At 42.5% G+C, this 14578-nt stretch carries 18 protein-coding genes; 12 read left to right on the forward strand and 6 right to left on the reverse strand.

Features of this window, described 5'->3' with window-relative positions:
- The first annotated feature begins 240 nt into the window (after window positions 1–240).
- Window positions 241–1569 carry an AAA family ATPase gene (locus tag NPUN_RS28050; RefSeq protein ID WP_202947519.1) on the forward strand — a complete coding sequence of 443 codons (1329 nt, stop codon included), beginning with the start codon at window positions 241–243 and terminating at the stop codon, window positions 1567–1569.
- 29 nt (window positions 1570–1598) lie between these two features.
- Complete coding sequence (locus NPUN_RS28055) at window positions 1599–2255, forward strand: Rho termination factor N-terminal domain-containing protein (RefSeq protein ID WP_234710996.1); 657 nt, start codon at window positions 1599–1601, stop codon at window positions 2253–2255.
- 245 nt (window positions 2256–2500) lie between these two features.
- On the opposite strand, the gene NPUN_RS28060 is transcribed toward NPUN_RS28055, so the two are convergent.
- Genes NPUN_RS28060 through ndhC form a run of 3 tightly spaced genes read right to left on the reverse strand, consistent with a single transcriptional unit; the run spans window position 2501 to window position 4114 of the window.
- Window positions 2501–3031, reverse strand: a complete 531-nt coding sequence (locus NPUN_RS28060) for an NAD(P)H-quinone oxidoreductase subunit J (RefSeq protein WP_012411795.1) — start codon at window positions 3029–3031, stop codon at window positions 2501–2503.
- A complete protein-coding gene (ndhK, locus tag NPUN_RS28065; protein ID WP_012411796.1) occupies window positions 3024–3761 on the reverse strand; it encodes a photosynthetic/respiratory NAD(P)H-quinone oxidoreductase subunit K in 738 nt (245 codons plus the stop codon). Before ndhK ends, NPUN_RS28060 begins: the two co-directional genes overlap by 8 nt.
- Complete coding sequence (ndhC, locus tag NPUN_RS28070) at window positions 3752–4114, reverse strand: photosynthetic/respiratory NAD(P)H-quinone oxidoreductase subunit C (protein WP_012411797.1); 363 nt, start codon at window positions 4112–4114, stop codon at window positions 3752–3754. The genes ndhK and ndhC overlap by 10 nt, the downstream gene beginning before the upstream one ends.
- 380 nt (window positions 4115–4494) lie before the next feature.
- Between ndhC and NPUN_RS28075 the strand changes: the two genes are divergently transcribed.
- From NPUN_RS28075 to NPUN_RS39515, 6 genes are all read left to right on the forward strand, one after another.
- Window positions 4495–4830: a rubredoxin gene (locus tag NPUN_RS28075; protein WP_012411798.1), complete on the forward strand. Its 336-nt coding sequence runs from the start codon at window positions 4495–4497 to the stop codon at window positions 4828–4830.
- A 256-nt stretch (window positions 4831–5086) separates the two neighbouring features.
- Complete coding sequence (locus tag NPUN_RS28080) at window positions 5087–6106, forward strand: photosynthesis system II assembly factor Ycf48 (protein WP_041565681.1); 1020 nt, start codon at window positions 5087–5089, stop codon at window positions 6104–6106.
- Between the two features lie 239 nt (window positions 6107–6345).
- The gene (gene psbE, locus NPUN_RS28085; protein WP_012411800.1) at window positions 6346–6594 is read left to right on the forward strand and encodes a cytochrome b559 subunit alpha; all 249 of its coding nucleotides are present in this window, start codon (window positions 6346–6348) and stop codon (window positions 6592–6594) included.
- A 9-nt stretch (window positions 6595–6603) separates the two neighbouring features.
- On the forward strand, window positions 6604–6741 hold the full coding sequence (gene psbF, locus NPUN_RS28090; protein ID WP_012411801.1) for a cytochrome b559 subunit beta: 138 nt from the start codon (window positions 6604–6606) through the stop codon (window positions 6739–6741).
- Between the two features lie 8 nt (window positions 6742–6749).
- Window positions 6750–6872: a photosystem II reaction center protein PsbL gene (locus tag NPUN_RS39510; RefSeq protein ID WP_012411802.1), complete on the forward strand. Its 123-nt coding sequence runs from the start codon at window positions 6750–6752 to the stop codon at window positions 6870–6872.
- A gap of 70 nt (window positions 6873–6942) precedes the next feature.
- Window positions 6943–7062, forward strand: a complete 120-nt coding sequence (locus NPUN_RS39515; RefSeq protein ID WP_012411803.1) for a photosystem II reaction center protein J — start codon at window positions 6943–6945, stop codon at window positions 7060–7062.
- 384 nt (window positions 7063–7446) lie between these two features.
- On the opposite strand, the gene psaI is transcribed toward NPUN_RS39515, so the two are convergent.
- A complete protein-coding gene (psaI, locus tag NPUN_RS39520; RefSeq protein WP_083782445.1) occupies window positions 7447–7557 on the reverse strand; it encodes a photosystem I reaction center subunit VIII in 111 nt (36 codons plus the stop codon).
- A 220-nt stretch (window positions 7558–7777) separates the two neighbouring features.
- A complete protein-coding gene (locus tag NPUN_RS43695; protein WP_012411804.1) occupies window positions 7778–10810 on the reverse strand; it encodes a hypothetical protein in 3033 nt (1010 codons plus the stop codon).
- Between the two features lie 562 nt (window positions 10811–11372).
- On the opposite strand from NPUN_RS43695, the gene NPUN_RS28105 reads away from it, so the two are divergent.
- Window positions 11373–11570 carry a hypothetical protein gene (locus tag NPUN_RS28105; protein WP_041565682.1) on the forward strand — a complete coding sequence of 66 codons (198 nt, stop codon included), beginning with the start codon at window positions 11373–11375 and terminating at the stop codon, window positions 11568–11570.
- 81 nt (window positions 11571–11651) lie between these two features.
- Window positions 11652–12128 (forward strand): Tic20 family protein, encoded by a 477-nt coding sequence (locus NPUN_RS28110; protein ID WP_012411806.1) that lies wholly within the window; start codon window positions 11652–11654, stop codon window positions 12126–12128.
- A gap of 2 nt (window positions 12129–12130) precedes the next feature.
- Here the strand turns inward: NPUN_RS28110 and NPUN_RS28115 are convergent, their stop codons facing one another.
- A complete protein-coding gene (locus NPUN_RS28115) occupies window positions 12131–12904 on the reverse strand; it encodes a fumarylacetoacetate hydrolase family protein (protein WP_012411807.1) in 774 nt (257 codons plus the stop codon).
- Between the two features lie 376 nt (window positions 12905–13280).
- On the opposite strand from NPUN_RS28115, the gene rpsF reads away from it, so the two are divergent.
- Window positions 13281–13631: a 30S ribosomal protein S6 gene (gene rpsF, locus NPUN_RS28120; RefSeq protein WP_012411808.1), complete on the forward strand. Its 351-nt coding sequence runs from the start codon at window positions 13281–13283 to the stop codon at window positions 13629–13631.
- A gap of 214 nt (window positions 13632–13845) precedes the next feature.
- Entirely contained in the window at window positions 13846–14406 is a 561-nt protein-coding gene (locus tag NPUN_RS28125; protein ID WP_012411809.1) for an Npun_F5560 family protein, read from the forward strand.
- The last annotated feature ends 172 nt before the right edge of the window (window positions 14407–14578 follow it).

Below are 14578 nucleotides of genomic sequence, written 5' to 3' on the forward strand. Positions count from 1 at the left end.
TTGGGTTAAACGAAGTGAAACCCAACATCAGCGTTGGGTATTGTGATGGGTAATGTTGGGTTTCGTTCCTCAACCCAACCTACGAATTACTACTAAATCTAAGCGTGGCGTCTGTGTTTAGCTGGTTATAGAGTAATTTTGTAATTTTCTCGATAAATGATAAACAAACACAATAAATAATTGTCCTGAAGTGGGAACACTAGACTTAGACATTGCTGGAAGTCAACCCACACTATGAGCATGACAATTATCAGTCTTCGAGCGGCACTGCAAAGCCTGCCCGAAAATGCACCAGAACCTGTTATAAAAGACCTTTTCGCCCCTTACTTGTTGAGGTCATTAGGGTTTCAATCTGAAGAAATTCATCCTGAATATAACACTGGTGACGGAGCTGTTGATAAAGCAGCCAGGAAAACTATTGGAGATGATGTCTTTTTACATACAAAATCTAATCCATACCTGCTACTGGAATTGAAAGGGAGGGATATTAATTTATCTGAAGATGCTGCACAGTATCAAAGAACAGTTAATCAACTTAAACGTTACCTACTTGCACCTAATTGCAAAACAGTACAGTGGGGAATTATTACTAATTCTTGCCATATTCAACTGTTTCGCAAGCATGGAAAAGTGATTTATCCTGCTACACAGTGTCTTCCAATTGATGCAAATAATATTGATAATGTAGTCGCTTCAATTAGGAAAAAAATTGAAAATCCTACAAAAGCCTTAACCATCGCGGTTTATAACAATAAAGGTGGAGTAGGTAAAACAACAACTACCGTCAACTTGGCAGCTATCTTAACTTTTTTAGGGAAAAAGGTTTTAGCGATCGATTTCGATCCAAACCAACAAGATTTAACGAGTTCTTTAGGCCTTCCACTAAGCAAAGGTAGTGTATTTGAGGCTCTTAAGGAACGGGGTATAGAACTTCAAAGTACTCTACATCCTTATAAATTCCCCTTAAAGAAGCTTAATTCAGAACTTAGATTTGATATTATCCCTGCCGATCAAGAACTGATAGATGCACCTGAACAGCTCTTGCGTAATCATTTGCAACCTCACACTCTTTATCAAAAGCTAGAATTCTCAAGACAAGAATACGACTATATTTTGATAGATGCACCACCCAACTGGCGAGTGTTTAGCCAGCTAGGTGTATATGCGGCTGATGTCGTTCTCATTCCCACTAAGCATAACAATCTTTTCTCTTTAGAAAATGCAGCAATAGCAATCAAGAAATTCATTCCTGAAGTCCAATCTACAAAAGCTGATGGTAGCCCCATTCCATTGCCAATTTTTTTCAATGGAGAAAAGATTACACTACCTCAGTTAGCAGTTGCTCAACAAGAAATTAATAATATTCTTAAAACTGCTAAAAAAGAGGGATTTGATTTATTGCCTTACTTCTATCCCAGGTATACCAATGCCAAAAAAGACCTTCATATTCATGAGGTTCCAAGCTACGCTAACATAGCTAGTTCAGCTTTCTCACGCACTCCTGCGGTTTATCGAGATCGATCTGCTCATGAATATTACAAAAATCTAGCAAAGGAGTATTTTTTATAATGAGTAGCCTCAGCAATATTGGAAATTTGATGCATTTATATTTAGATGAAATTGACCCCGGCGAAGGAACTAATGCACCTGAATTTTTGATTAAAGCTTCAGCTCATTTGCTCAACCAGAAGGAGGGAAGAAATTGGATTCCAGTGATTGTGAAAGAAACTGGCAAAGATAAGTATCAAGTAATTGCTAACTCTTTCATTTATGCAATCGCAGAGGCCGCTCGCTTAGATCGCGTTTGGTGCATTATTACTGATGGTAGTGATGAGACAGTTGAAGTCACAAAAGTACTAGCAAAAGAAGAAATTCCAAAAATCAATCTCTCTAAGGCATCTAGAGATGAAATCATGGCAGCATTAGAATACTTAGTTGAACAACCAGGTAGTGTTCTTAAAGCAGTTAAACCTGCTATAGCTACAAACCGGATTGATGAAGCTCCTCGTGAATATTGGAAGACATTAGATCCAATTCTTAATCTGAAATGTGGCATTACCAAAGGGAAAAAACTTGATGCTTTAAATAAAGTTTTTTATCTAACTCCTCAACCAATGCCAGATACAATTACTGACACTGCTATTCTCCAAACAATGACAATAGCTGATTTAAAAGCGATCGCGAAGAAACGAGGAATTACTGGCATCACTAAGATGAAAAAAGACAATCTTGTTAAAGCATTGAGTAAACCTTAAAAGTAGCGAAGAGACAACAGAGTAATCGCATCTTTTGTGGTGCGTTGTCGCAAAGGTGCAACGCACCGTTATCTCAAACATCCTAAATTGGAAATACAGTCAATAAATTACTGCAAATTTTGTCAACTTTTAGATAAAACACCAAAAACATAACCCCTCTCCGCCACCGGAAAGGGGTTAATCACTGCCGAAACTCAGCACTATATTGTACAGACGCGATTCATCGCGTCTCTATTCAGCGCTATCTAATAAGCGTCTTGCAACTCGTAGAAATCAGGCGAGATGTAATCCTTCCGCAAAGGCCAACCTACCCAATCTTCCGGCATCAAAAGCCGCTTGAGATTTGGATGTCCTTCGTAGATAATGCCAAACATATCGTAAGACTCGCGCTCTTGCCAATCTGCGGTTTTCCAAATCCAGTACACAGAAGGGACTACAGGATTTTCCCGTGGTAAGAACACCTTAACTCGAACTTCCTCGGGGCGATCGCTATTATCACCGACTTTAATCAAGTGATACATACTCACCAATTCTTGTCCTGGGCCAAGGTCTATACCACCTTGACATTGGAGATAATTAAACCCGTAGGCATAAAGGGCTGTAGCGGTGGGAAGCAAGAAATCTGCCGACACCTTAATTATCTCTACACCATTCTTATCTGGTGCTAAAAACTCATGGTCAAAGCCATTTTCCGTCAACCACTGGGAAACTTTACCCGCTTGTACCAATGACTCTTCTTTCTCTGCTGGTACTGGTTTAGATTCTTCTTCAGCCACGGGTTTGTTCCTCCTTTTGCGCCTTTTCTGTCAGCAGTGCAGGTGGTATTGGCATACCTATTGCTTCCGCCAATTCCTTCGGTGGTGCAGAGCGAGTATCTGACTGCAAATACTTACCAGTTAAGATTTCCTCTACTGGCTTCAGGTTATGAGTCGTGCTGTAGTAGCGGTGGGTTTGCTTAATTTTATCCCGCTCTTGAATCGACTCATTGGAGATTTTCTTCCGCAGCTTAATGATTGCGTCGATAATTGCTTCTGGACGGGGAGGACAACCAGGCAAATACACATCTACAGGGATCAGTTTATCGACTCCGCGCACTGCCGTGGGGGAATCAACGCTGAACATCCCGCCAGTAATTGTGCAAGCACCCATCGCAATTACATACTTCGGCTCTGGCATTTGTTCATAAAGACGCACCAGTTGGGGAGCCATCTTCATCGTAATAGTCCCTGCCGTAATAATTAAATCGGCTTGGCGGGGGCTAGAACGGGGAATCAGCCCAAAACGGTCAAAGTCAAATCGGGAACCAATTAAAGCTGCAAACTCAATAAAGCAGCAAGCAGTACCAAACAGTAACGGCCACAGACTAGAAAGCCGCGCCCAGTCGTAGAGGTCATCAACCGTCGTCAAAATGACGTTTTCTGAAAGGTCTTGAGTGACATTGGTTCGCTCAATAGGGTTGATGATTCGCTGTTTGTCCTGAGTTGTTAAATTAGAATTCAAGACCATTCCAAAGCTCCTTTACGCCATGCGTAAACTAAAGCGACTACAAGAATTGCAATAAAGACTAGCGCTTCAATAAAAGCCAATAGCCCCAAACGGTGGAAAGCTACCGCCCAAGGATACAAGAATACAGTCTCCACATCAAAGACGACGAAGACTAGAGCAAACATGTAGTAACGGATGTTGAACTGAATCCAGGCTCCCCCGATGGGTTCCATACCAGATTCATAAGTAGTGCGACGTTCTGGGGCATAACCACTAGGTCGTAGGAGCTTGGAAGCTGAGAGCGCTAAGGCAGGTACTAGGCTACAGATTATGAAGAAGCCTAGAAGGTACTCGTAACCGCTGAGGACAAACACAATGAGTATCTACCGCTTAAGGTGTAATTGAAGTGGGGAGTGATGACTATGTACTAGGTACTAGAGACTGGGGACACTTCGACAAGCTCAGTGCATCGTTGGGTACTGGGTATAGGGAAATCCTTACTGAATCTCCAATCCCTCATCCCTAATACGAAATTCTTGATTTTTAATCCCCAATCCCCAATCCCCAATTCCTAGTCTCCAATCCTTTAACTGCGTAACTTTCTTTTACATTATATCTGTTTGGTTTTTCTGAAATCTGGGAAATAGATACACTTCAAGTATTTAATTAGCTTTTGATAGTGATAGAAAAGCCTGACAATTATGTCATAATTTTTAACGTATATTTAAGAATTCTCCTCTGCGAGGCCCTAGCCATGAGCGAACCAGCTGTTGAGACTCCGGTGTTAGACCGCTACGAGTGTCGCGCCTGCGGTTATGTTTACGAACCTGAAAAGGGAGACGACAAGCATGATATTCCTTCAGGGATACTCTTTGCAGAACTGCCCACAAATTGGCGCTGTCCAGTTTGTAGTGCCAAGAAAACCGCTTTTGCCAACATCGGTCCTGCGGGTACTGCATCCGGCTTCAAAGAAAATCTCGGTTACGGTTTGGGTGTCAATAACCTAACGCCAAGCCAAAAGAATATCTTAATTTTTGGCGCTTTGGCCCTTGGCTTCTTGTTTTTCATCAGTCTCTACGGCTTACAATGACAGCCTTTATTTGGGAAATAGGGAGTTATTGTGTAATTAAAATCACATAATTGTGCCGTTTTACCAGTTCCGTAGAGCGGCGATGACCCTCAATACCATATTGGGCTAAGATTTTTTGGGATTTTTGGAAAGCTTTTTAATTCCAAATCTAAAATCGTTCGACTGAGCGAAGCCGAAGTCCAAAATCCGAAACTGGTATAAGGTAAACCTTTTAGAGAACACCTACAGAAATTTAGAAACAACTTAAGAAATACTAATGCATTCAATTGTGAAAGGTTGGCAAAGAATAGCTGCCTTGTTAATAGTAGTCATCATGTGCATCGGTTGTAGCAAAGTTCCTTCTGTTAGCTACAACCCTTGGAAAGTCATTTCTGTGCCAACAGACTCGAATCTACTGGATATTGCTTTTACTAATAACCCTGAGCATGGCTACTTAGTAGGTAGCAATGCCACCCTATTGGAAACCAATGACGGTGGTAATAGCTGGAAACCAATAACATTACAACTGGATGAGCAAAAGTATCGTTTTGACTCAGTAAGTTTTGCAGGCAAAGAAGGCTGGATTGCCGGAGAGCCTGGATTGTTGCTTCATACTACTGATGAAGGTGCTTCTTGGTCGCGTATTCCCCTGAGCGAAAAGCTACCAGGTAGTCCGATCGCAGTTAAGGCACTAGCAGACAATACAGCTGAAATGGCTACTAATGTTGGAGCCATATATAAGACCACAGACGGCGGCAAAAACTGGAAAGCCCAGGTGGAATCAGCAGTGGGTGTGGTGCGTAACTTAGAGCGTTCTGCTGATGGTAAGTATGTTGCTGTTTCCGCTAAGGGTAGTTTCTACTCGACTTGGGAACCAGGCCAAGATGCTTGGGTTCCCCATAACCGCAATAGTTCTCGGCGAGTAGAAAACATGGGCTTTGGTGACAATGGGCAATTGTGGTTGCTAGCTAGAGGAGGTCAAGTTCAGTTTAGTGACCCAACTAAACCTGAAGAATGGCAAGAGGCAAAATATCCAGAGTTATCTACCAGTTGGGGTTTACTGGATTTGGCATATCGCACACCCGAAGAAATTTGGGTAGGTGGCGGTAGCGGTAATTTGCTACGGAGTGCCGACGGTGGCAAAACCTGGGAAAAAGACCGTGACATAGAAGAAGTTGCAGCTAATTTGTACAAGATTGTGTTTTTGGAGCCAGAGCGGGGATTTATAATTGGCGATCGCGGCGTTTTGCTCAAATATCTACCAAATCCTGAAATAACTTCCCCAGAGGCGGCTTAGTAAGAGGGAGTGGGAGGCAGGGGAGCAGAGGGACAAGGTGACAAAAGTTTAGAACTTACAACAAGTCTTTCCCCTTGTCCCCAATTCTCCTTGTCCCCAAGTCCTCTTTCCCATGCCCAATGCCCAATGCCCCATTCCCAACGTACAATTTCTGAGAAGAACGTTGCAACTTGTAACTCTTTCTTATCTTTGTAGGATAATAAACTCAATAACACTCTATGTATAAGGTAGGGATCTAAATGTCAGGTACCACTGGAGAACGTCCGTTTTCGGACATCATTACTAGCGTTCGTTACTGGGTAATTCACAGCATCACCATCCCGGCATTATTTATTGCTGGTTGGCTATTTGTCAGCACCGGACTGGCTTATGATGCTTTTGGTACACCCCGTCCCAATGAGTATTTCACACCAGCACGGCAAGAAGTGCCTATTGTGAAGAACCGTTTTGAAGCTAAAAAACAAGTTGAACAATTTATTGGAAAGTAGTTTGAGATCATGACTAGCGGCAATAACATCAATCAACCAGTTACCTATCCAATTTTTACCGTTAGATGGCTGGCAGTACACACTTTAGGTGTACCAACTGTATTCTTTTTAGGCGCGATCGCCGCAATGCAATTTATTCACCGTTAGGAGCAATTATGGTAGAAAGATCGCCCAATCCCAATAATCAGCCGGTTGAACTAAACCGGACTTCGCTATACCTGGGACTACTACTAGTTTTCGTTCTGGGGATTCTGTTTTCCAGTTACTTCTTTAACTAACTGGAACTACTCTTGTTAATCTTTGTTTGTTAAGCGTGTGTTGATTTGTTGTTAAGGGAGGAGAGAAGCTGTGTCTGGAAGTGGGAGAATTCCCCTGTGGGTCGTCGCTACGATCGCAGGGTTAGGTATAATTACAGTCTTGGGCATTTTCTTTTATGGTGCCTACGCCGGACTCGGTTCTTCGATTTAACATTAGTTAGTTTGAACCGAACACTATAAGTTAGAATTTTCCAGCATTTGTTGAGAAATCAACGTTAAAAAAACCGCCTGTCTCTATGAGATAGGCGGTATTAATTTTGGTCAATAGTCTAGAAACGTATCCGACAGAATTCATAGCAATACGGTTCGGATAAGATCCCTCCACTTGTGGCGACCCCCTTTAAAAGGGATAAGGGAAGAAAATAGCCCCCCCTTTTGAAAGGGAGCCACTGCAATCTTGGGGTCTCCCAAAGTGGAGCAAGTGGCGTGGGTTGGGGGGATCTTCGCTTGATAAACAAGCTAACTGAACTGTATTGGAATTGATAGCACTTGCTTGTCCGAAAACTTGACTAATGACTCATGACTCATGACTAGATTAGCCAATATCGTCCCTTTCAATGTATAAAAATAGAAACGCGAAGGTCACAGCTGGCAAAACCCAACCAATTATGGGAACGAAGATAGAAGGCAAAAAGGAAGCTGCCATAGTAAAGGTTCCTGTTAAATAACACTACAATTCAAAATGAGCTTACTGCAAATTCTGCCAAGATTTTTGAAATTCTAAAGATTTTTAACACAGCCCATCTTGGGAGAAAAGGGGAGCAGAGGGAGTCAAGGGGACAAGGAGGAATTATGGAACCTCCCTTGTCTTCCCCCTCTTCCTTGTCTCTTTTTCATGCTCAATGCCCAATGCCCCCATCCCTTGGTTACATACCCAGGAGTTCATCTAGCTGCAAGTTTGGCAAGTCTGGAGGAATCACGGTTCGCACTATTGTGACTTTGTGGCTTTCTTGTTGAGTTGTCAAATCAAGTGCGATCGCTTCTATGCGAATTTCTAAACAGCCAAAGGGAATCTTTAATTGTGTCATTACTTCCAGACCTCCCAATACATTAGGTAGTAAATTTGTCAATAAATGGGGTCCATCTAGTAACCAGCGAGTTTGATAATCTTCAACCCATAACTTCACAACCACTTGGGGAGGAACTTCAGGCAGTACTACGCGCACTATGATCAACTTGTCGGCGATTAGTTCGCCTTCTGGTACATACAGTTGCGGAATTGGCAAAGGCTCAATGGCACCCGCAGTTATGGATAGAGAAGGGGATAAAGCTAACAAAGGTTCCTTCTCTTCTTCTAAGAAGTAATTATTAGTTGCATCGGCTTCTAGTTCACTCTCTGTATCATCTACAACGATTTCTTGCGCCAACCAAGCTGACGCTATATTTACTTTTATGGGAGGAGGGGGAGGCGGTAGTTGTCTTACTAAAGCCATTGAAAGTGTTGATTCAGATACTTTTTCTATCGCCGTATCTTCCACTGTCTCTAGATCGGTTTCCTTTACTGTGTCTGTATCTTCCCCAAAGTTCTCAAGATCAAAAACTGACTCTTGGCTTTCTTCCCACGTCTCTGTGGCATCATCCAGACTTAATGGCAAGTTGACATCAACATCGGGAGTTCCAGCACTAAGAAAAAGCTGGGTCTGCTGGGCTGAAACATTGCTATCGTAGTTTTGAGATTCCAGTTCATTGATGGATTCAGGCAAAGAGTATCCTTGGCTCTGCATCCACTTCCTTAGTAAAGGAGATGAGTAGAGGTTGCCTGTTGTAATGAATTGTGCGTTTGGCTGGGTTTCTACCTCAGCAACAAATTCTTCCTGAAATTGTTCATTTGGCTGGGTTTCTACCTCAGCAACAGATTCTTCCTGAAATTGTGCATCATCTAGTACTAATTCCGGTACATTTTCATCCTCAGCTACAATTGCGTCTAACTGCGGGAAGTCTTCAGTCGCTTCAACTGCCAATCTATCTGGGGGGACATTATTTTTGACTTCTTCTGCATGACCTGGCAAAGCTTGTACCCGTCTCAAGTATGGAAAAGTCGTATTGAGTATTGACATTCGATGTTGCTTGATAACTAACTGCTCCAAGTTGATAGCAGCTATAGTAGTATCCTTTTCTACAAGCTCCTCTTGTGTAGGGGATTCTGCAATAACATCTGTGCGAGGGTTGGCATCGATTTGAAGAGGTGGCAATTTCGGCAATTGAGGCGAATTGCCTGAATTCTTTAAGTTAGATGTCCGCAGAGTGGTTTCTCGCAGAACTTGCAGGTTAATTTGCGGCGGTAAAGCTGTATTTGGAGATGGATTGAGTATTTGAGATTGGTCTGTTTTTGAAATCTTGACCAGATTGAATAGTTTTAAATCGATTCTCACTGCGGTCTCTGGCTCTGTGGAAGCATCAGGCGAGTCCGATGGGGCTATAGGGTCATTTAAGGATGTACTAGGTTTTGCTGCGGCTGTTATTGCCAGTAATTCTGTTACATCTGCTGTAATGGTGAAGGACTGGCTAGCTAACCGGATGATTTCATCAACATCGGTGAATCGACCATACAAACTGATATCTGCCAAAATTAACTTCGACTCAAAGTCAGCAGGAATATCAATTGAGGTATTGATGGTGAAGGGCAACTCCTGGTCTGGTAAGTGCCGTATCTGGGTCAAGATTTCCGACTCTAGGGGCGATCGCAGTTCAATTCCTAGTTCAAGCGCCTGCAAGCTTTTTGGAGATAATGTTTCACCCTGCTCTAAATTTGTCTTGTCTTTAAGTTCTATGCGCCCATTTATTGTAAGAGCTTGTCCCCAACGAGCAATATAACTATCTCGATCTAAAGTTAACAATAATGGTGGTTCTGTTGCTGGCGAATCTGTAACCTCTTCATCATTCAGAAGCAGTTCAGAATCGGGTAAAGCTAAATCTATTAAATTTTGTAAAATTTGCTCTGCCGTCTCACCTTTGAGCCATACAGGACTTACAGGATCATCGATAACTATATCTTTTTCCGTTTCATCGGGAACAACTGTGGTGACAAGGTTGCTATCTGTAGCAATTTCCAATTTTGCCGAAACTGCGATCGCTTCATCTAGAGTAATTGCAGGCTCTTCCGGGGCAGTATCCAAGTTGCCTTCATCGGGAACAACTGTGGTGGCAGAGTTGCTATGTGTAGCAATTTCCAATTCTGCCGAAACTGCGATCGCTTCATCTAAAGTAATTGCAGCTTCTTCCGGGTCAGTATCCAAATTCTCTTCATCTGGAACAACTGTGGTGACAAGGTTGCTATCTGTAGCAATTTCCAATTTTGCCGAAACTGCGATCGCTTCATCTAGAGTAATTGCAGGCTCTTCCGGGGCAGTATCCAAGTTGCCTTCATCGGGAACAACTGTGGTGGCAGAGTTGCTATGTGTAGCAATTTCCAATTCTGCCGAAACTGCGATCGCTTTATCTAAGGTAATTACGAGTTCTTCTGGGGCGGTGCATTCCAAGTTTCCAGAAACAGTATCAGCCCGATCGGGTGAATTTAATTCTACATTTTTCCTTTGCTCTGCCTCTTCTTCCTCGGACAATACTTTAATTTGGACACTGTATTGCCAAGATTTACCGAGTAAATCCGACATCAAATCGCCAGTACAGCGCAACTCCCAAACTCCCGTATCGAAGTAAGTAAAGGGAATTACCGCCATTAAGCCTTCTGAATTAGTGCGACGCGATCGCTTGAAAATTCGCCGCGTTGGTTGAACTTCCTGAGTTGAAGAGTGAGTTACCCGCACTTCCACGTCTGTATTAGAAAGGCTAGAACGAGCCAAAACTCTATACTGCCCTTCCAAAATTTCCAAATTTGGCGATTCTAGAATATGCCACGAGCGAGCGCCTTGTTTCTGTATCAGAAATTGCCAGTGTTCCATTGTGAGTGATGCCCAGACCGACGAGCCTCTGAGTAATATTGTGTATTAACTTGCTTGCAAGTTTACCCCAGTATTTTGTAAATGTACCCCTTAAATAGTTATCTAGTTAACTCCGTTTTACCGGAAAATTCAATGGATCGCCGTGTTGCTTGTGTGTAAAGCTTTTTTTGTTTCCTGAATATTAACTTTGGCACTCTCCACGGCTAAATTAACAGGAATACAATGGACACTGTTGGCTGTCTACGATCAAATTAATAGGAATATTTTTGTATCATTTTTTACTAAAGCTGTCAAATTTACAATAGACACAACATACAATAAAAATTAAGATTCACTTGACAATTGTTCTTGAATTGTGGTTATCCACATTTTTGCTACAAAAAGGAAAGTAGGATGTGGCTTTTAAGTGGCTGATTTGCGATCGCCTCCGGCAGATGCAAAGCATCATCGCAAATCCACAGTTAACCGCGTAGCACGCCCCCAACTTACCTGAAGCGGTTCAAAAAAGTATCCTCACCTGAGTGAAATGTAGGTGACAATAAGGATTTACAGGAGGGATTCGATGCTAGTCATTTTAATGGACGAGCAAATCCTTGCCCCTGAGCAAGTTTGCCAGTCTTGTTTACTCGCTGACAGGAGCGGTCAACCCCGTTGGCGTGGAGGTGAACTACGCTGTGGTCAAGCCATTCGCAAACTTACTCAACAGCAGCCAGACCAGTATGAGTGCATGATGGGCTTTCGCATTGCCCATATAGAATAGTTTAATTTACCAGCAAGACCAAGTAACTGCGTTATCCTAAGCTCAAGTAACTATATAAATTTAACCACAGGAGAACGCATAATGTCTTGGCGCGGGTCTACAACAGTTTCAGATAGAATTTTTGCTTGTTTGCCTTATTTGCTTCCTCTGATTGAGGTTTTTGTATTTGGTAGATATTTGCTATCAGATTTTCCACCGCTACAACTACTGTTTCTGCCTCTTCTGCCATTGTTGAGAATTTACTACGGCGTGCGTTATGCAGGAATGATCATTTTCTTTGCTTTATTCTTGCTGGTAGTCAGAAACGAAAAAATTAGTCACTTTATTCGTTTCAACACCATGCAAGCAATTCTTTTGGACATCATTATCTTTTTGTTTAACATCCTCACTGATGTTGTGGGACTAGTTCCCGTTGGTGGTTTCGCAATCCAAACTCTATCCACAACCATTTTTATCGGCATAGTGGGAGCAGTTGCATATTCAGTAATCCAGTCTGTAAGCGGGCGTTATGCAGAAATCCCAGCGATTTCCGATGCAGTGTACATGCAAGTACGCTAGTCTTAACGAGCCACTATGGTATTTTCCAGGCGACCAATACCTTCAATTTCGACGCGGACGCGATCGCCTGGATGTAATTGACTTACACCCTCTGGTGTACCTGTAAGTATCAAATCACCTGGTAGTAGCGTCATTACCTGGCTAATGTAGGAAACTAAAACATCAGGGGAAAACACCATCTGATCGATACAGGCAGATTGAACTGGGTTAACATCGTCATTCACAAAAGTCTGCAATCTCGCTCCTGGATTTAACTCCCGTACAATCCAAGGGCCTAAAGGACAGAAAGTATCAAAACCTTTGGCTCGCGTCCATTGAGCATCCAGTTTTTGTAAATCCCGCGCTGTTACGTCATTGGCGATGGTATAGCCCCAAATTTTTGTTTGGGCTACCTCTGGTGTACATTCAAAAGCGTAATCGCCAATCACTAATGCTAATTCTCCTTCGTAGTCAACTCTTTGTGACTGGGGAGGATACTTAATTTCCTTCTCAGATGGAATGATAGTCGTGGGTGGCTTGAGAAAGATTAGTGGTTCAGAAGGTACTGGAGTTCCCATTTCGGCAGCATGTTCTGCATAATTCTTACCCACCGCCACAATTTTTGAGGGAGCGCAAGGAGCCAGAATTTGATAATTTTCTGGTGTCAAAGTTAAATCAGTTGGTTGTCCTTGTAACCAGGGCGGAGCATCTAGCACCTGCACATTGAGGGATAGTTGTAGTATCCCATAGTAAATCTGTCCTTCTTGATTTTGAATTCGCACGTAGCGCTGTGCCATAACCTTGATAAATATCCTTTTATCTGCGATTAGAAACTTCAAGCGGGTAGCAATTCTCAGTTAGCTTTTTAGCAAATCGATTTAGCGTTGAGGCTGAAAGCCGCTATAGAAGAAGATGTCCAGAAAGATACGTTGGTCTCCTCACTCCCCTTGCGGGTCAATGAGAGGCTCTGGAGATAGCCTTACGACCTAGTTTTCATTAGGGACATCCAACAAAAAATACGAACTTCGGCGATTTGGCTAATGATTCAAATTGAAAACTGGTAAGATTATAGTTCCTTGTTGCTTCCGATGTTGATTAATACTAGTATTTTAAATTTAAATTTAGTATAAATTAATGTCAGCAACCGTTTTGTCCATAAGGAAACTGGAAAATATGACTACAAATTACGAAACAATGTACATCCTCCGTCCCGACCTAGGAGACGAACAGGCAGAGCAAGCAATTACTAAATATCAGAATTTGCTTCGTGACCAAGGCGCTGAGGATATCCAAATTCAAAATCGTGGTAAGCGTCGTCTAGCTTATGAAATTAAAAAACACCGCGATGGGATCTATATCCAGTTAAACTACACTGCGCCTGCAACTGCGATCGCTCCTTTTGAACGCGCTATGCGCTTGAGTGAAGAAGTGATTCGCTATTTGACAATTAAGCAGGATATCGCAGAGGAAAAACCCCCTAAAGAGGAAAAGGAAAAGCCTACTAAAGTAGCTGCAACAGTCTAAGGAGCAGGGAACAGACAGAGGGGAGCAGAGAAGCAGTTTTAGTAAATCTTTCCCCAATTCCCCCAATTCCCAATTTCCATTCAGTAAAATTTTGTCTTCTTCTTTTTTCGTAACTTATTTGGGAATGCTAAATTAACAAATACTTGCCAAAGGTAGTACTCCCGCAGTTATACCTAAGAGTGGACAAGATTCTGAATGGGAGCTGTAAGCTACTGTGAGCCAATCTGATACACCCAATATTCAAATTCTATATACGGAAGTTTCGCAGCTACGCCAAGAGTTGCAACTCCGCGATCAATTAGTGCAACAACTATCTCAAGAACTCTTCCGGCTGGTAAAGGGTAATACTAGTTTTATGCCCCAGCAGCAGGAGCTTGAGCGCGATCTGAGCCAGTTACAGGCATTGCAAGAACAACTCCAAGCCGTTGAGCAGCAGGTGGCGTTCTACCAAGAGCAAATTACAACTCGTGACTCCGAAATTTATCAATTGCGACAGTCAGTCCAAGAACTTACAGATCGCACTCGGATGTTAGAGCAAGTAGTACAAGAGTTACCTCAAATTTACCGTCGAAAGTTTGAGGAGCGGATGACACCAGTGAGAGAAAAGGTAGCAATGCTACAACGGGAAAATCGCCAACTGCAAGCAGAACTGCAAAGTGTGAGTTACCGTTTAGCACTCAAAACTCGCAATGCTAGTCACAGTGGAATTGATTTGCCAAATTTTCCCCGCCCAGCGTCGGAACAAACTAATCTTTCAACTCCCCAGAATGCCTAAAGTTACTATTATGGTGGAATCGAAGAGGTAAGAAATTATCGATAGCAAAGCATCTTGGAGACATCCAGGTAATACGTTAAGTAAAAATCACTATAGAGTTAGAAATAACGCAAAGGCTAATATTCTAACCTTTCTTACCTCTTGCTTCTTTGTGCTAGTTGCGTCGGATGTA

The sequence above is a fragment of the Nostoc punctiforme PCC 73102 genome, from assembly GCF_000020025.1.
Classification (GTDB): domain Bacteria; phylum Cyanobacteriota; class Cyanobacteriia; order Cyanobacteriales; family Nostocaceae; genus Nostoc; species Nostoc punctiforme.